Here is a 16746-nt window from a genome sequence, read left to right on the forward strand (position 1 = left end):
GCCGCTGTTAGCGTTCGGTACCAGCCAGTGGACGCAGAGAGCGACGGGGGATTCCGATGAGGACGCGTACTGCGGGTATGTCACGGCGGACCGGCACGGTCGCCGCCCTGGCCGCGCTCGTGCTGGGGCTCACCACCGCCTGCGGCGGCGGGGACGGCGGCGACGACGCCGACAAGCCGAAGAAGCCGGACGCCGCCGCCAGTGCCACGACGGATCTGAAGGACCCGAAGGACCCCGGTCAGGTCTCGGAGCCGCCGGCCCTGGAGGAGCAGCCGAAGACGGTCGACCCCGACGTGAAGGGCGTCGGCGCCGGTGGCGGCAAGGAGTTGACCAAGGCCGAACTGGACACGGCGGTGCTGGCCACCGGCGACGTGTCGACGTTCACGGTCGGCCCGATGGACGCGCCGCCCGCACAGGGCGAGACCGCCGACGACCCCGCGTGCGCCCCGCTGACCGCGATGATCAACGGCAAGCCCGAGCCTGAGGCGTCGGCGGCCGTCTACCGCCAGCTCGTCGGCGCGAAGACCGGCCGGCCCGCCATCTCCGAATTCCTCACCACCCACGGGACACAGGGCGCCACCACGTTGCTCAACAGGCTGAACGACGCGGTCAAGTCCTGCGAGGACGGCTTCAAGGGCAGCGGAGCGGGAAGCCCGTCGACGTACTCGGCCGTGCAGCGGATCGACGCCCCCAAGGCGGGCGACGACGCCCTGGCGTACCAGGTGACGGGCGACTTCGAGGGCGATCCGGTGCCGCTGGTGTTCCATGTCGTACGCGTGGGCGGCACGGTCGCGACCTTCTACACCGCGAACTTCGAGGGGGCCAAGACCCCGGAGATCCCGCCGATCCTGCTCGCGACGCAGGCGGCGAAGCTCAAGTAGCGGTCAACCGCTGCGGCCTACCGGGACGACGCGTCCACGTCCACGCTCAGCCGCACACCCGGTCGCAGGCCCCACCGTTCCATCGCTCCCGCCTCCGCCTCCAGCACATGCCGGGCTCGCAGCCGGGGCAGCGGGAGTCGGCCGGGCTTCAGGGTGTGGACGTCGACGACCTTCAACTCCTTGTCCAGATAGGCCACATCGATCGTGAAGCCCATCCGGAACGTGTGCACACTGTTGCACGGCGTGATCAGCAGCGCCCCGTCGAGCCCGGTCCGCCCGAGCAGCCCGCGCCGCCGCGCGCCGTACGACGCCGCGACCTCCAGCTCCACCGGCTCGTCCCGGCCCTCGACCGTCAGCCTGCCCTTGCCGTTCTGCCATTTCCCCATGGCGCCAGACCTTACGACCCCCACGCGCGCCTTGCGGCGGAGGAGGCTCGATCTGGGTCCAGGGCAGCCGGATATGGGCCCCAGGACCTATGACCCGCGCGGCGGTCCCCTCTAAGGTCGGTCCTGTGTACGCCACGCTGATCGTTGTCGCCGTCCTCTGGGGCTCAGCCACCGGATTTCTCCTGCCGCGCGCCGCGTACCGGCTCTCCGTGGAGCCGGAGGAGCCGTACCGCGACAGCTGCCAGGCCGGGCACCCGATCACCGGGCCCGCCAAGGGCTGGCTCGGGAGGGCCGGTTGTGCGACCTGCGCGGCGGCGGGCGGCGCGGCGACGCCCACCGGCAACGCGACGGCAGGGCACACGGACCCCGCGGCAACGACCTCCACCGCCACCACCGTGTCCGTGGGCCGTGCCGAGGCCGGCGAGGCCGCGCTTCCCCGTACCGACGAAGCCACGACGGCACCGGATGCGGAAGCCGACACCCCTGACGCCCCCGCCGCCCCTCAGCCCGTCCTGCGCGGCGCGCGCTACACCCCCTCCGTCCCCGTCGTCGTCATCACCGCCCTCGCCTGCGCCGCGCTCGCCGCCGCCACCGGCCCCCGACCCGAACTCGCCGTCTGGCTGCTGCTCGCCCCCTTCGCCGTACTGCTCGCGCTCATCGACCGCAACGTGCACCGCCTCCCCGACCAGCTGACCCTGCCGCTCGCGCTGGCCGCCGCCGCCCTGCTTGGGATCGCCGCGCTCCTCCCGCACGACGGCGGCTCCTGGTCGACCGCACTCCTGGGCGGACTCGTGCTCGGCGCCTGCTACTTCGTCCTGTTCCTGATCAACCCGAACGGCATGGGCTTCGGTGACGTCAAGCTCGCGCTCTCGCTCGGTGTCGTGCTCGGCTGGTACGGCTGGCTCGTGCTGTTCGTCGGCGCGTTCGCCGGGTTCCTGCTCGGGTCGCTGTACGGACTGGGGCTGATGATCCTGCGCCGGGCGAACCGCAAGTCCGCGATCCCCTTCGGTCCTTTCATGATCGCCGGGGCGCTGCTCGGCGTGCTGCTCGGCGCGCTCGCCGCCGCCTGACCGGGAGGCGGACGGGCGGCGAAATACGTTCGCGGCTCCCGCGACGCGCCTGCGACCATCCGGTCATGTCCACCTTTGACGACCTGATCGCCGAGGCCGAAGCCGTCTCCGTCGACGGCTGGGACTTCTCCTGGCTCGACGGGCGGGCGACGGAGGAGCGGCCCCCGTGGGGCTACGCCCGTTCCATGGCCGAGCGGATGGGCCGCGCCACCGCCGCCCTCGACATCCAGACCGGCGGGGGTGAAGTCCTCGCCTCCGTACGGAAGCTGCCGACGCCCACCGTGGCCACCGAAGGCTGGCCGCCGAACGCCGCCCGCGCCACCGCCCTCCTGCACCCGCTCGGCGTGGCCGTCGTGGCGGACCGCGACGAGCCGCCGCTGCCCTTCGCGGACGCGGCGTTCGACCTGGTCGTCAGCCGCCACCCGGTGCGGGCGTGGTGGTCCGAGATCGCCCGCGTGCTGCGACCGGGCGGCATCTACTTCTCCCAGGAGGTCGGCCCGGCCAGCGTCTTCGAACTGGTCGAGTACTTCCTGGGCCCGCAGCCGCCCGAGAGCCGCGCCGCCCGCGACCCCGAACGGGCCAGGGCGGCGGCCGAAGCCGCCGGACTCGACGTGGTGGATCTGCGAACGGCGTCGCTGCGCACCGAGTTCCACGACATCGGCGCCGTCGTCTACTTCCTGCGGAAGGTGATCTGGATGGTGCCCGGTTTCACCGTGGACCGGTACCGCGACCAACTCGCCGCCCTGCACCGCCGTATCGAGACGGACGGCCCCTTCGTGGCCACGACGACCCGCTTCCTGATCGAGGCGACCAAGCAGCCCTCCTGAACCCTGGGGCGGCGTCCTACGCGTGCGGGCCGACCGACACCGGCCCGACCGTCAGCCGTGGTGTGCCCTGAAGGATCTCGCCCGTCCGCTCCACCTGTTCGCCAAGTGCCGTGCGGTGCGCGGCGGTCAGCGTGCCCAGCGGCTCCACCGTCACGTCGAGCCACTTCCCGGAACGGCGCTGGTGCCACACCCCGGCGACGACCCCGTCGATCAGCAGCACGGGGAAGTTCCCGGCCTGCCCGCCGCCGAGCGCCCGCTCGTACGCCGCGCCCGCGAAAAGCCGTTCGCGGGGCTGGGAGGCGATGGTGAAGGCGTCGAAGTAGGGGAGGAGCCGTACGCCCGGGGCCGCCGGCTCCGTCGGGAAGTCCGTGTCGCCCGCCACCACCCACGCCGGACCGCCCTCGTAGCGGACCTCCTCGGTCCGCCCCTCGGCGGCGAGCGTGTCGAACAGCTCCCTGGCCCAATTCACCGGCGCGGTGGCCCACTTGGCGAAGTGCTGCGGGGAGGCAGGGCCGTACGCGTACAGATAGCGCTCCACGAGCCCGGCCAGCGCCGCCCGGCCCTCCAGCGGGGTGAATCCCGGCAGCAGCCGGTGCGGATTGGTGTACGTGACCTTCCGCCCCCGGTTGGGACCGAAGCAGAGCGCGCCGCGGTGCGCCGCCGTGTGGGTCATCTGCCGCCAGCGCGGCCACTTCGTCTGGAACGCGTCCATCACCCGGTCCCCGGCCCACGGACCCGTGCGCGCCACGATCTCCTCGGTCAGTTCGTCCACGGTGAGGTCGTCGTCCGCCAGCGCGTCGGCGATCGCGGCGACGACCTGGTCCGTCTCGTCCTCGGTCATCCGTACGCCGTCGGGCATGGCGTTGCGCCCGGCGGGCAGTGCGGAGAGCGCGCCCGTCCACAGCGGCAGGTCGGCCGACGGCAGCAGATGTACGGTGCCGCGCGGCCCGAACGTCTTGACCAGGCTGCCGTCCGCCCACAGCGCGGTCCGCACGGTCTCGCGCGTCGCGCCGCCGTCCAGCCGCAGCGCCACCGACAGTTCGGCCGCCGAGAGGACCTGCGCGTGGGCGCCGACCATGGCACCGGCGACGGCGGCGGGGCCGCCGTCCGAGGGCGCGGTGAGCCCCTGCCGGGCCAGTCGGCGGGCGTTGGCCGCCGCCCAGGTCACGCCGCCGCTCAGGGACTCGGACTCGGACCTGGTCTCGGACCGGGACTCGGTGTTCTTCGTCGTCATACGGCCGACCCTAGGAGTCATTGAGGACAGTTCCCGTCCGCGAGGGGCCGCTTGGTCCGCCTCTTCTCGTACACTGCCCCGTGACGGAGTACTGCCACAGGGGTAAGTATCGTTGTCTGGCGAGGAGTTGGCAGTGACGCGACAGCCCGGAAACCCCTTCAGCTGCGGTCTCGACGCGGCGGTCGCCGTCGTCGGCGGCAAGTGGAAGCCGATGATCCTGTGGGCGTTGGGTGCCGGAGGCGTGGTGCGCTTCGGTGAACTGCGGCGGTCCATCGACGGGGTGAGCGAGAAGGTGCTCATCCAGCAGCTGCGCGAGCTGGAGTCCGACAGCGTCGTGCGGCGCGAGGTCTACAAGGAGGTGCCGCCGCGCGTCGAGTACTCCCTCACCGAGCTGGGGAAGGCACTGAACGAGGCGCTGGTTCCGCTCGGAGAGTGGGGCCACATCAATATGGACGTCATCGTCGCGAACAAGGAGAAGGCGTCCGCCGCCTGAACGGCGATCCGCCCGCCCCGCTGATCCGTCAAGCCGGCGCCCCTCCCCACACCCCCGCCGACGTACTCCCATCGGGTGGCGACTTCTCGCCAATCGACGGACGGCAACAACGCGTTCAGCCCCGCTGTTCAGGGCCTTTCACGTGTTGGCCGCACCAATCCAGCAACTCCGGAGCGTAGCGACGGTCACACGTGGCACCCAGCACCACTTACGAAGGGTTATGGTGGAAACCCCCCCTCGGGCCGGTCCGTATCCCCCCCACGGACCGGCCCGTTTTTATCTCCGCATCACGTCCAGCTCCGTTTTCAGCCCCGCCCGGCCCAGATGTTGGTGCCCTCGGTGTCCACAGCGAACGTGTCGATCTCCTTCAACTCGTCGGCCGACAGCGTCGCACCGGACAGCGCCGCGACGTTCTCCTCCAACTGCTTCACGCTCGACGCGCCGATCAGCGCCGACGTCATCCGCTCGTCGCGCAGCACCCAGTTGATCGCCAGCTGCGCCAGCGACTGACCGCGCCCCCGCGCGATGTCGTTGAGCCCGTTCAGCCTCCGCACGACCTCGTCCGACAGCAGATCCGGGTCCAGGGACTTGCCCTGCGTGGCCCGCGACCCTTCCGGAATCCCCTTCAGGTACTTGTTGGTGAGCAGGCCCTGCGCCAGCGGTACGAAGGAGATGCAGCCCATGCCGGCCGACTCCAGGGTGTCGAGCAGACCGTCGTCCTCGATCCAGCGGTTGATCATCGAGTACGAGGGCTGGTGGATGAGAGCGGGAACGCCCATCTCCTTCAACAGCCGGGCCGCCTCGGCGGTCTGCTCCGCCTTGTACGACGACACACCTACGTACAGCGCCTTGCCCTGCTTCACCGCGGACGCCAGCGCGCCCATCGTCTCCTCAAGAGGCGTGTGCGGGTCGAAGCGGTGCGAGTAGAAGATGTCGACGTAGTCGAGGCCCATCCGCTTCAGGGAGGCGTCCAGCGACGACGTCAGGTATTTGCGGGATCCCCACTCCCCGTAAGGGCCGGGATGCATCAGATATCCGGCCTTGGTCGAAATGATCAACTCGTCACGGTAGGCCCGGAAGTCCTGCGCGAAGATCTTGCCGAAATTCAACTCGGCCGACCCCGCCGGGGGACCGTAGTTGTTCGCCAGGTCGAAGTGTGTGACGCCCAGGTCGAAGGCGCGGCGCAGGATGGCGCGCTGCGAGTCGAGGGTCCGGTCGTCGCCGAAGTTGTGCCAGAGGCCGAGGGAAAGGGCGGGCAGCTTCAGACCGCTGCGTCCGCTGCGCCGGTACTCCATCGAGTCGTACCGGTCGCCGGCTGCGAGGAAAGAGGGGAATTCAGTCACGACTCCTTGCCTATCACGGACTTGTGACAGACCGGGTTGGGCCGTCGTGCCGCCCGCGCAGTAATGTGGCCGCTTCGGGTGCCATGGGCGGTCCCCCTGTTCTTTCGTCGCGGACGGCCCTCCCTGCGGTGGAAGGGCGGCCCCGCGGTCCGCCCGGCGGGCCGTCCCCATCAGAAATCGAGAGGTGAACTCAGTGAACTTGCGCGACCTGGTGTACGGGCTCTACGCACGCCGGGTGGAAAGGCGCCTCGATCACACCCAGGTGCTGCCCAAGCACATCGGCGTCGTTCTCGACGGGAACCGCCGCTGGGCCAAGGCCTCCGGCGGCACCAGCGAACAGGGCCACAAGGCCGGCGCCAGCAAGATCCAGGAGCTGCTCGGCTGGTGCGACGAGACGGACGTCGATGTGGTCACCCTGTGGCTGCTGTCCACGGACAACCTCGGGCGCGCGGACAACGAGCTGCTTCCCCTCCTCGGCATCATCGAGAACGCCGTGCGCGACCTCGCCGCCGACGGCCGCTGGCGCGTCCACCACGTCGGCACGATGGACCTGCTGCCCGCCCGTATGCAGACCGTCCTCAAGGAGGCCGAGCAGGCCACGGACGGCAACACCGGAATACTGGTGAATGTCGCCGTCGGCTACGGCGGCCGGCAGGAGATCGCCGACGCCGTCCGCTCCATGCTGCTGGACCACGCGAGCAAGGGCACCTCGTTCGAGGAGCTGGCCGAGATAGTCGACACGGACCTGATCGCCTCGCACCTCTACACCCGCGGCCAGCCCGACCCCGACCTGGTCATCAGGACGAGCGGAGAGACGCGTCTGTCGGGCTTCATGCTCTGGCAGAGCGCCCATTCGGAGTATTACTTCTGCGAAGTCTTCTGGCCGGCTTTCCGCAAAGTCGACTTTCTGCGAGCACTGCGCGACTACGCGGCACGGCACCGCCGCTACGGCGCCTGAGCCCGTCCCCGTAAGCCTTCCGATACCCCTCCCCGGAATCCCCCCGGACACCCCGCGGAGCCGCCTTCACGGGCCGCCCGGCCGTCCCGTCACCTGAGGTTCACGCGGTGTCCGTCATATGCCGTGGCATGGCGGCGCGTGTTCGAGGGAATACCTCTCCACAGGTCGGCGTCCGAGCAGAACCGTCAGTGATGACGGCGGACGTCGAATCTCAGCGGTCGGCCCAGCCGTCCGCCCGGGAGGCCCTTTGCACCAGGACGATCGTACGGTGACGCGTACGGGCGCCGTGGAGGGCCGGTCCTCGGCCCGCGCACTTGGGCCCGAGTCCGGTCCGCCGTCCGCCGCCAGGCCGTGCTCCGGAAGTAGCGCCGTCCGCCCGCAGCGCGGGGCAGGCGGGACTTCCAGAGCACGGCCCGGCCGGGCGACCACAGCCCGTGACGCCGTCGCATCCCGACCTCGTCCGAGGGGGTACGTCCTTCCGTGGTGACCAGCACAAAGCGCCGCATGCCCGACAGGCGCACCTATGTTCTCGACACCAGCGTCCTGCTGGCCGATCCGAACGCCATGTCCCGCTTCGACGAGCACGAGGTCGTGCTGCCGATCGTGGTGATCACGGAATTGGAGGCCAAGAGGCACCATCCGGAACTCGGCTACTTCGCCCGGCAGGCCCTGCGCCTGCTCGACGACCACCGAATCCGGTACGGCCGCCTCGACGCCCCCATCCCGCTGGGCGACCTGGGCGGCACGCTGCGCGTCGAGCTCAACCACTCCGATCCCGGCGTGCTTCCCGCCGGCTTCCGATTGGGGGACAACGACTCGCGGATTCTCGCGGTGGCGCGCAATCTCCAGGCGGAGGGGTACGACGTCACCGTCGTCTCCAAGGACCTGCCGCTGCGCATCAAGGCGTCGTCGGTCGGACTGCTCGCCGAGGAGTACCGCGCCGAGCTGGCCATCACCGACTCGGGCTGGACCGGGATGAGCGAGATGGCGCTCTCGGCCGAGCAGGTGGATCTCCTCTTCTCCGAGGAGACGCTGTACGTGCCGGAGCTGACCGAGCTGCCCGTGCACACCGGACTGGTCCTCCAGTCCGACCGCGGCAAGGCGCTCGGCCGCATCACGCCCGAGGGCAACGTGAAGCTCGTCCGGGGCGACCGGGAGTCCTTCGGGATCCACGGCCGCAGCGCCGAGCAGCGCATCGCGCTCGAACTGCTCCAGGACCCGGACATCGGCATCGTCTCGATGGGCGGGCGCGCGGGCACGGGCAAGTCGGCGCTGGCCCTCTGCGCGGGCCTGGAGGCGGTCCTGGAGCGCCGTCAGCACAAGAAGGTGATGGTCTTCCGGCCGCTGTACGCGGTCGGCGGGCAGGAGCTGGGCTATCTGCCGGGCACCGAGGCCGAGAAGATGAGCCCGTGGGCGCAGGCGGTCTTCGACACCCTGTCGGCCGTCGCCGGCCGGGAGGTGATCGAGGAGGTGCTGGGTCGCGGCATGCTCGAAGTGCTGCCCCTCACGCACATCCGCGGACGTTCGCTGCACGACGCGTTCGTCATCGTCGACGAGGCCCAGTCGCTGGAGCGGAACGTTCTGCTGACCGTTCTCTCCCGTATCGGTGCCAACTCCCGTGTGGTGCTGACCCATGACGTGGCGCAGCGCGACAACTTGCGGGTGGGCAGGTACGACGGGGTCGTCGCCGTCGTCGAGAAGCTCAAGGGCCATCCGCTCTTCGCGCATGTCACCCTGAACCGCTCCGAGCGCTCGCCGATCGCCGCGCTCGTGACCGAAATGCTGGAGGAAGGCTAGTTCTCCGCCTGAATGCGGCAGTTGGCGCCGCCCGGAAAGGCCGCAAGAGCCTAGCCGGGCGGCGCCTTGGCGCGCCGCCATTTCCGTGAATCTGGTATGGCAAACGGGGTGTGAGCTATCCCACGCAACGAAGAATTGCCTTGCGGTGTCGGCGTCCGGCAGAGTCTTGCTTCCGTCAGGCCCCGCATACGACACACGTGCATCTTCAGGGATGCGGCACCACCACAACTCCACACTTGACGTCGTATGCCGCCCGCGCTTCATCCGGTGCTTCCACCATGGGAGTTGCCGACCGGGCCCGTGTCTCCCGTGACGTGCGGTACGGAGACCAGTGCCAGGGGCACGATTGCATCCGTGAGGTCACGTACACGGACGCTGCTGGAAGGAAAACGTGTGAGCCGGATCTCGGTCCGGGGATTCGCCGTGGCATCAGCTACAGCGGTCACCACCGTCGGCGCAGTCGTGGGAGTCGCTTCGGGCACTCCCCAGACCTCGGACGACAATTTCGAGGCGACCGCAGCTGACACGACGCTCCTCGCAGACATCCCCGCGGGTCAGCACGCCCAGGTCCAGACCGCGTCGTTGACGCAGCAGGCCGACGCGCAGGCCAATGCCGCCGACGTGGCAGCGAAGAAGTCCGCCGAGGAATCGGCTCGTATGCAGGCCGCCAAGGACGCCAAGGCGAAGAAGGAAGCCGCCGAGGACAAGGCCGAGCAGGAGCGCGAGGCCAAGCTGGCCGAGGAGCGCGCCAGCCGCGACGAGGCCCGCGACTCCTCCGACTTCGAGGTGCAGAGTTCGTACTCCGTCGCCGAAGTCCAGGCGATGGCCCGCCAGATGATCCCTGGCGACCAGTACCAGTGCTTCAGCAACATCGTGGACCACGAGTCCACCTGGAACTACAAGGCGCAGAACCCGTCGTCGGGTGCGTACGGCCTGGTCCAGGCGCTGCCCGGCTCCAAGATGGCGTCCGCCGGAGCCGACTGGCAGACCAACCCGGCCACCCAGATCAAGTGGGGCCTGAACTACATGAACGACCGCTACGGAAGCCCGTGTGGCGCCTGGTCGTTCTGGCAGGCCAACAACTGGTACTAGGCCGGTCTTTTCCTCCGCCTGCGCTCAACCTTGTGAAGCCCCTCACCGTCCTACGGTGAGGGGCTTTGCGCGTGTACCGTCAGGCAGTACGACTTGGGGGAAGAAGGATCAAAGCATGTCGAAACTGCCGGGGTGGCTCGGCCGGGTCGGGGCCGAACTGACCGAGCTGGGGGAGCGGTTGGGGGAACGCCGGGCCGAGGCCAAGGCGGACGAGACGCCGGCGAACGGTTCGGGACGGGACAGTGTGCCGCCCCCGCCGGACTACGCGCCCAGCGTCGCGGCCAAACCGGAGCCCGTCGCCGCCATTCCGTGGGGCATGCGGGTCGCCGCCGAGGCCGCCTGGCGGCTGCTCGTACTGGCGGGCATGCTCTGGGTGTTGATGAAGATCATCAGCGCCGTACAGCTCGTGGTGATGGCCTTCGTCGCGGCGCTCCTCGTCACCGCGCTCCTTCAGCCCACCGTCGCCAGGCTCAAGAAGTGGGGCCTGCCGCGCGGACTGGCCACCGCGGTCACGGCCATCGCGGGCTTCGTCGTCATGGGCCTCATAGGCTGGTTCGTCGTGTGGCAGGTCGTCGAGAACATCGACGTGCTCTCCGACCGGGTCACCGACGGCATCGAGGAGCTGAAGCGCTGGCTGCTCAACAGCCCCTTCCATGTGACCGAGCAGCAGATCAACGACCTCGCCAAGAGCCTCAGCAACGCCATCGGCACCAACACCGAGGAGATCACCTCCGCCGGCATCCAGGGCGTCACCGTGGTGGTCGAGCTGCTGACGGGCATCCTGCTCGCCGTGTTCTCCACCCTCTTCCTGCTGTACGACGGGAAGCGGATCTGGCAGTGGTCGCTCAAACTGGCGCCCGCGGCGGCGCGTCCGGGACTCGCCGGGGCCGGACCGCGCGCCTGGCGCACGCTCACGGCGTATGTGCGCGGCACGTTGATAGTCGCGCTGATCGACGCGGTCTTCATCGGTCTCGGGCTCTACTTCCTCGATGTCCCGCTGGCGGTGCCGCTGGCGGTCTTCATCTTCCTCGGCGCGTTCATCCCGCTCGTCGGCGCGGTGATCTCGGGAGCGCTCGCCGTGGTCGTCGCGCTGGTCACCCAGGACGTGTTCACGGCGCTGATGGTGCTGATCGTCGTCCTCGCCGTGCAGCAGATCGAGGGCCACATCCTCCAGCCGTTCATCCTCGGCCGGGCGGTGCGCGTGCATCCGCTGGCCGTCGTCCTCGCGGTCGCGACGGGCGGACTCGTCGCCGGTATCGCCGGAGCGGTCGTCGCGGTGCCGCTGGTCGCGGTCACGAACACCGTCGTCGGCTACCTCCGCGCGTACAGCCAGGAGCGGACGCCGCGCGGCGGTCCGGGGCCGCACGGCGCGACGGCGCACACGATCGCCCCGACGCCCGCGCCGGGCGCCAAGCCGCCGACCGCGCCTCCCGCCGACGGCCCGGCCGCACCGGGCTCCGACGCGCCGCCCGCTGAGACCCGGAGCGGGAAGGAATGATCTCCGAACCGGAACTGGAGGGCGAGCCACCGGCGCCGGTGCCGGCACCGAGAATTCCTGGGCAGCCCGGAGTCCCGGAGCGCGAGCAGGAGCCGGATCCGGAGTCGGAGCCGGAGACGATGGGCGCCGACGGCCGTCCCCTGATCCGGGGCGCGCCGCTGCGGCAGCGCCCGTGGGTGTGGGGACTGACCGGTGTGCTGGTGACGTCCGCGGTGTGGGCGGGCGGCCTGTGGGCGTACGACCGGGCGGGACCGGACCTCCAGGGCTACCGGGTCAGCCGCAACCTGTGCCTGGACGCCGACCTGTCGGCGCTCAGCGCCGCCGTGGGCGAGAAGCGGGAGCCGTTCGCCGCGACGGGCGAGGACAAGGCGCTCGACCAGGCCGTGTGCACGGTCAGCCTCGCACCGAAGCGGGCGCCGGGAGCCAAGGGCCATCCGGGGCCGAGTGTGCGGGCGTACGCCGAGATCACGTACACGCTGCACAAGAAGACCGATCCGGGGCCGCAGTTCGACGCGTCCCTGATCCACCCGGCCGACCAGGGGTCGGGGGCGGAGACCTTGAAGCTCGTCCCCGGAGTGGGGGAGCGCGCCTATCTGTTGAGCCAGTCGGGCGGGGACAATCCGGCGCTGGAAGTCCTCGACGGACAGGCGGTGCTCTCGCTCTCCGTGGGCCAGGTCGTCGACTACGACGACTCCGACCCGCTGGATCCCCAGTTCGACGTCGACCAGGAGGAAGTGCTCCATCTGGGCGGGCTGGAACCCGCCATGGTCGAGGACATGCTGGCGCTGATGGACCGGCTCAGGAAGGAGTGACCGGGGCGTCCGGCCTCAGGGGGTGTCGCCGAGACCGTCCATGACGGCCTCGGCGTCGAGCGTCGTCCCCAAGGACTGGATCACGGCCGCGATCCTGATGGCCTCCTGGATCGTCTCTCGGTCCTCCTCCAGCCCTCTGAGCGCGCGTTCGTGCGCGTCGAGGCAGAGACCGCAGGCGTTGATCGCGGAGACCGCGAACGACCAGAACTCGAAGTCGGCCTTCGGGACCCCCGGATGACCGAGGGCCGTCATCCGCAGGCCCGTGCGCAGCTCTCCGTACGCGGGGTCGGACAGCAGATGCCGGGTGCGGTGGAAGACGTTGTTCACCGCCATGACGGCCGCGGCCGACTTGGCCGCCGTGTACGCGTCGGCGGAGAGCCGGGCCCTGGCCTCGGGCGCCAGTTCGCGCAGCACGCGCGCCGAGCGTGCGGCGATCGCGCAGGCCAGCACCGTGCCCCAGAGCCGCTGTTGGGAGAGTCCGCTGTGCTCGACCACCGCGTCGAGATTGCGGCGCAGGTCCTTCGCGTAGTCGGGAACGGCGGCCTTCAGCGCGTCGAGTGACATCGGGCTCTCCTGGGCAGGGCTTACGGGGCGTGGTCCTGGTCCTGGTCGTTGGGGGTGGCGGGTCCGTCCGCGGGCTGTGCCGGAGGCTCCGGGACCTTCGGCGGTCTGCCCCGGCGGGGGATCGGCTTCGCGTTGCCCGGCAGCCGGCCTCCCTCCGCCAGGGCCCGGCGGAGCAGGAACTCGATCTGCGCGTTGGCGCTGCGCAGTTCGTCGGACGCCCATCGTGCCAGGGCGTCGTACACCGCCGGGTCCAGACGCAGGAGTACCTGCTTGCGTTCCGTCACTGGTAGAGGGTGCCCGTGTTCACGACCGGCTGCGCGGCCCGGTCACCGCAGAGCACGACCAGAAGATTGCTGACCATCGCCGCTTTCCGCTCGGAGTCCAGCTCGACGATGTCCTGCTCGGTCAGCCGTGTGAGGGCCGCCTCGACCATCCCGACGGCGCCGTCCACGATCAGCCGGCGTGCCGCCACGACCGCGCCGGCCTGCTGGCGCTGGAGCATCGCCGAGGCGATCTCCGGAGCGTACGCGAGATGGGTGAAGCGGGACTCGATGATGTGCACACCGGCGGCCTCGACCCGTGCGTGCAGCTCGACGGCGAGCTTCTCGGTGATCTCCTCGGCGTTGCCGCGCAGCGAGAGACCGTCCTCGTCGTGGGCGTCGTACGGGTACTCGATCGCGATGTGCCGGACGGCGGCCTCGGTCTGGGTGGAGACGAACTCCAGGAAGTCGTCCACCTCGAAGAGGGCCTGCGCGGTGTCCTCGACCCGCCAGACGACGACCGCCGCCAGCTCGATCGGATTGCCGTAGGCGTCGTTGACCTTGAGGACGGCGGTCTCGTGGTTCCGTACGCGGGTCGAGATCTTCGTCCGCGAGGTGAGCGGGTTCACCCAGCGCAGGCCGTCGACGCGGATCGTGCCGCGGTAGCGCCCGAACAGCTGGACGACGCGGGCCTCGCCCGGCGCGACCATGTTCAGTCCGCACATCGCGAAGAACGCGGTGATCGCGAGCAGGATGCCGATCACGATCAGGGCGGCCTTCGCACCGGTCGAAGTGAGGGCGGCGCCACCGACGATCAGTGCGACCCCACCGATCAGGCCGATCAGCCCGAGGAGCAGCGCGAGGCCTCCGCCGATGCTGGTGGCCTGGAATTCGGTGACGCGTGGTGCGGGCATCTCGGGCAGGTCGTCCACCACTGGAGTGCTGGTCGCAGGCATGGCTGGTCCCCGTTTCTCGTACTGTCACGCCACTCGGCGTAGCTAGCATTGTGATTACACATTAATGCCCTTCGCAACCCTCGACGCCTCTCGTGAGTCGGTTTCTCTGAGACAGGTGCTGATTGTCACGTCGGATACGACCGGATCGAGACCCTTTGTCACAGGGGGCGGTGTTAGCTTTTTGAGCTGATTCCGGCAACTGGGACAAGTGGACGAAGCCCGGCGAGCCGAGAACCGAGATCAGAGAACAGGGACCGGACCCGAGAGCGGAGCGACTGAGCGATGGGCCGAGCGGAAGCGCGACAGGCCCGGCAGCGTGCAGCGCGCCGGGCGAAAAGGAAGACCGGCGGCATACGTGGCTTCTTCACGCTGAGGAAGCTGCTCGGTACGTTCTTCGGGCTGTGTCTGCTCGGCATGGGCGCGTTCGTCGTGATCTATTTCCTGGTCCCGGTACCGACGGCCAACGCGCAGGCCGAGATGCAGAGCAACGTCTACAAGTACAGCGACGGCACGGTCCTGGCGCGGACCGGCGAGATCAACCGGGAGATAGTCGGTCTGGAGAAGGTCCCCAAGGACGTCCAGCGGGCCTTCGTCGCCGCCGAGAACAAGTCCTTCTACAAGGACTCCGGCGTCGACATCAAGGGCACGGCCCGCGGCCTGATGAACACCCTCTCGGGCAAGGGCAAGCAGGGTGGTTCGACCATCACCCAGCAGTATGTGAAGAACTACTACCTCAACCAGGACCAGACGGTCACCCGCAAGCTCAAGGAGCTGGTGATCTCGCTCAAGGTCGACCAGCGGATGAGCAAGAACGACATCCTCGCCGGTTACATGAACACCAGCTACTACGGGCGGGGCGCGTACGGCATCCAGGCGGCGGCGCAGGCCTACTACGGCGTGGACGCGACCAAGCTGAGCGTCGCGCAGGGCGCGTATCTGGCGGCGCTGCTCCAGGCCCCCAACCAGTACGACTGGACCCAGGCCTCGGAGGCCGGCCGGAAGCGCGTCACCGAGCGCTGGAACTACGTCCTCGACAACATGGTCGAGCAGAACTGGCTCGGCGCCGACGAGCGCGGCGGCCTGAAGTTCCCCGTTCCGCAGAAGCCCAAGCCCGCCCCCGGCGCCGAGGGACAGGCCGGCTATCTCATCGAGGCCGCCAACAGCGAGCTGGAGCGGCAGGGCGTCGACAAGGCCGACATCGCCGCGGGCGGCTGGACGATCACGCTCAGCATCGACAAGAAGCGGCAGAAGGAACTCGTCGGCGCGGTCGACAAGCAACTGGAGTCCAAGCTCGACCGGAAGAAGAACAAGATCGACGCGACCGTGCAGGCGGGCGCCACCTCCGTGGACCCGAAGACCGGCGCGGTGGTCGCGCTCTACGGCGGGGTCGGCGCCACCGAGCACTGGATCAACAACGCCACGCGCACCGACTACCAGCCCGCGTCGACCTTCAAGCCCATCGTGTTCGCCTCGGCGCTGGAGAACGAGTCGAAGACGCAGGACGGCGAGACGATCGGCCTCAGGACGGTCTACGACGGCACGAGCAAGCGCCCGGTCGTCGGCAGCGACACCCCCTTCGCGCCGCAGAACGAGGACGACCGGGACTACGGGGACATCACCGTCCAGGAGGCGGCCAACGACTCCGTCAACGCGGTCTTCGCGCAGATGGTCGTCGACGTCGGCCCGGACAAGGTGAAGAAGACCGCGCTCGATATGGGCATGCGGGACAAGAACTTCCCCGAGCGGCCCGCGATCACGCTGGGCACCATGCAGGCCTCCACCTGGGACATGGCCGGCGTGTACGCGACGCTCGACAACCACGGCGAGAAGGTCACACCGACCATCCTGAAATCCGCCCAGCACAAGGACCGCAGCGTCGACCTGCCCGAGCCGATCGGCGACCAGGCCATCAGCCGCGAGTCCGCCGACACCGTCACCTCGGCCCTCACCGGCGTCGTGAAGAACGGCTCCGGGCACGAGGCGAACACCGACGCGTACGAGGCGGCGGGCAAGACCGGTACGTCGGAGAACAACAAGTCGGCGTGGTTCGCCGGCTACACGCCCGAACTGAGCACGGTGGTCGCCCTGTTCGGCGAGTCGCCGAAGGAGGGCGGCGGCCAGGTCACCCTCACCGGCACGGCCAACTCGGGCCGCGCCAACGGTGGCGGCTTCCCCGCCAAGATCTGGGCCGACTACACGCTGGGCGCGCTGAACGGCGGCTCCGACGCCGCTTTCGACCTCGATCTCGCCGAGCCCGCCTACCGGCCGCCCGAGCCCCCGCCGTCTCCCACCGAGGAGCCGTCGGCCCCCGAGGAGTCGAACACGCCGCCGCCCGAGCCGGACCCGAGCGACACCGGGAGCGACCCGCCGCCCTCCGAGCCACCGCCGACCAGCGAGCCTCCCGCCCCGCCGACGGAGCCGGGCGCCGACTCCGGAGGCGGCGGTGGAGACACCGCCGGCACCGACGGGGGCATCGACAGCGGCGGTACGGGGTCCTCGGGCGGGGCCACCGCCGGCGGTGGCAGCGATGGCGGGAGCGGCGGCGCCCTGCGGCCACCCGGCTTCACCGGCTGAG

Annotated in this window: 16 protein-coding genes; 10 read left to right on the forward strand and 6 right to left on the reverse strand. The window is 69.8% G+C overall.

What is annotated here, in order from left to right:
• Nucleotides 1-77 precede the first annotated feature (77 nt).
• Nucleotides 78-881 (forward strand): hypothetical protein, encoded by an 804-nt coding sequence (locus ACIBLA_RS02210; protein WP_363241753.1) that lies wholly within the window; start codon nucleotides 78-80, stop codon nucleotides 879-881.
• A gap of 17 nt (nucleotides 882-898) precedes the next feature.
• Here the strand turns inward: ACIBLA_RS02210 and ACIBLA_RS02215 are convergent, their stop codons facing one another.
• A complete protein-coding gene (locus ACIBLA_RS02215) occupies nucleotides 899-1267 on the reverse strand; it encodes a DUF192 domain-containing protein (protein WP_399197533.1) in 369 nt (122 codons plus the stop codon).
• 125 nt (nucleotides 1268-1392) lie between these two features.
• Here ACIBLA_RS02215 and ACIBLA_RS02220 point away from each other — a divergent pair, with 125 nt between their 5' ends.
• Nucleotides 1393-2337, forward strand: coding sequence for a prepilin peptidase (locus tag ACIBLA_RS02220; RefSeq protein WP_399197534.1), 945 nt, complete (start codon nucleotides 1393-1395; stop codon nucleotides 2335-2337).
• Between the two features lie 65 nt (nucleotides 2338-2402).
• Nucleotides 2403-3164, forward strand: a complete 762-nt coding sequence (locus ACIBLA_RS02225) for a class I SAM-dependent methyltransferase (protein ID WP_363241750.1) — start codon at nucleotides 2403-2405, stop codon at nucleotides 3162-3164.
• 16 nt (nucleotides 3165-3180) lie between these two features.
• Here the strand turns inward: ACIBLA_RS02225 and ACIBLA_RS02230 are convergent, their stop codons facing one another.
• Nucleotides 3181-4398 carry a winged helix DNA-binding domain-containing protein gene (locus tag ACIBLA_RS02230; RefSeq protein WP_399197535.1) on the reverse strand — a complete coding sequence of 406 codons (1218 nt, stop codon included), beginning with the start codon at nucleotides 4396-4398 and terminating at the stop codon, nucleotides 3181-3183.
• 133 nt (nucleotides 4399-4531) lie between these two features.
• On the opposite strand from ACIBLA_RS02230, the gene ACIBLA_RS02235 reads away from it, so the two are divergent.
• Nucleotides 4532-4891, forward strand: coding sequence for a winged helix-turn-helix transcriptional regulator (locus tag ACIBLA_RS02235; protein WP_399197536.1), 360 nt, complete (start codon nucleotides 4532-4534; stop codon nucleotides 4889-4891).
• Between the two features lie 305 nt (nucleotides 4892-5196).
• On the opposite strand, the gene mgrA is transcribed toward ACIBLA_RS02235, so the two are convergent.
• Nucleotides 5197-6234 (reverse strand): L-glyceraldehyde 3-phosphate reductase, encoded by a 1038-nt coding sequence (gene mgrA / locus ACIBLA_RS02240; protein ID WP_363241746.1) that lies wholly within the window; start codon nucleotides 6232-6234, stop codon nucleotides 5197-5199.
• A gap of 193 nt (nucleotides 6235-6427) precedes the next feature.
• Between mgrA and ACIBLA_RS02245 the strand changes: the two genes are divergently transcribed.
• From ACIBLA_RS02245 to ACIBLA_RS02265, 5 genes are all read left to right on the forward strand, one after another.
• Nucleotides 6428-7192, forward strand: a complete 765-nt coding sequence (locus ACIBLA_RS02245; protein ID WP_363241744.1) for an isoprenyl transferase — start codon at nucleotides 6428-6430, stop codon at nucleotides 7190-7192.
• A gap of 480 nt (nucleotides 7193-7672) precedes the next feature.
• Nucleotides 7673-8989, forward strand: coding sequence for a PhoH family protein (locus ACIBLA_RS02250; protein WP_363241743.1), 1317 nt, complete (start codon nucleotides 7673-7675; stop codon nucleotides 8987-8989).
• Between the two features lie 393 nt (nucleotides 8990-9382).
• Entirely contained in the window at nucleotides 9383-10081 is a 699-nt protein-coding gene (locus ACIBLA_RS02255; RefSeq protein WP_363241742.1) for a transglycosylase SLT domain-containing protein, read from the forward strand.
• Nucleotides 10082-10196: 115 nt separating this feature from the next.
• A complete protein-coding gene (locus ACIBLA_RS02260) occupies nucleotides 10197-11579 on the forward strand; it encodes an AI-2E family transporter (protein ID WP_399197537.1) in 1383 nt (460 codons plus the stop codon).
• On the forward strand, nucleotides 11576-12391 hold the full coding sequence (locus tag ACIBLA_RS02265) for a hypothetical protein (protein ID WP_399197538.1): 816 nt from the start codon (nucleotides 11576-11578) through the stop codon (nucleotides 12389-12391). Before ACIBLA_RS02260 ends, ACIBLA_RS02265 begins: the two co-directional genes overlap by 4 nt.
• A 15-nt stretch (nucleotides 12392-12406) precedes the next feature.
• On the opposite strand, the gene ACIBLA_RS02270 is transcribed toward ACIBLA_RS02265, so the two are convergent.
• From ACIBLA_RS02270 to ACIBLA_RS02280, 3 genes are read right to left on the reverse strand one after another with little or no spacing between them, the layout of a single operon-like run.
• Nucleotides 12407-12955, reverse strand: coding sequence for a carboxymuconolactone decarboxylase family protein (locus tag ACIBLA_RS02270; RefSeq protein ID WP_399197539.1), 549 nt, complete (start codon nucleotides 12953-12955; stop codon nucleotides 12407-12409).
• Nucleotides 12956-12975: 20 nt separating this feature from the next.
• Complete coding sequence (locus ACIBLA_RS02275; RefSeq protein ID WP_399197540.1) at nucleotides 12976-13239, reverse strand: hypothetical protein; 264 nt, start codon at nucleotides 13237-13239, stop codon at nucleotides 12976-12978.
• Nucleotides 13236-14171 (reverse strand): SPFH domain-containing protein, encoded by a 936-nt coding sequence (locus tag ACIBLA_RS02280; protein ID WP_363241736.1) that lies wholly within the window; start codon nucleotides 14169-14171, stop codon nucleotides 13236-13238. The genes ACIBLA_RS02275 and ACIBLA_RS02280 overlap by 4 nt, the downstream gene beginning before the upstream one ends.
• Before the next feature lie 282 nt (nucleotides 14172-14453).
• Here ACIBLA_RS02280 and ACIBLA_RS02285 point away from each other — a divergent pair, with 282 nt between their 5' ends.
• Complete coding sequence (locus ACIBLA_RS02285; RefSeq protein ID WP_399197541.1) at nucleotides 14454-16745, forward strand: transglycosylase domain-containing protein; 2292 nt, start codon at nucleotides 14454-14456, stop codon at nucleotides 16743-16745.
• The last annotated feature ends 1 nt before the right edge of the window (nucleotide 16746 follow it).

The organism is Streptomyces sp. NPDC050433 (assembly GCF_044458565.1).
Lineage (GTDB): Bacteria > Actinomycetota > Actinomycetes > Streptomycetales > Streptomycetaceae > Streptomyces.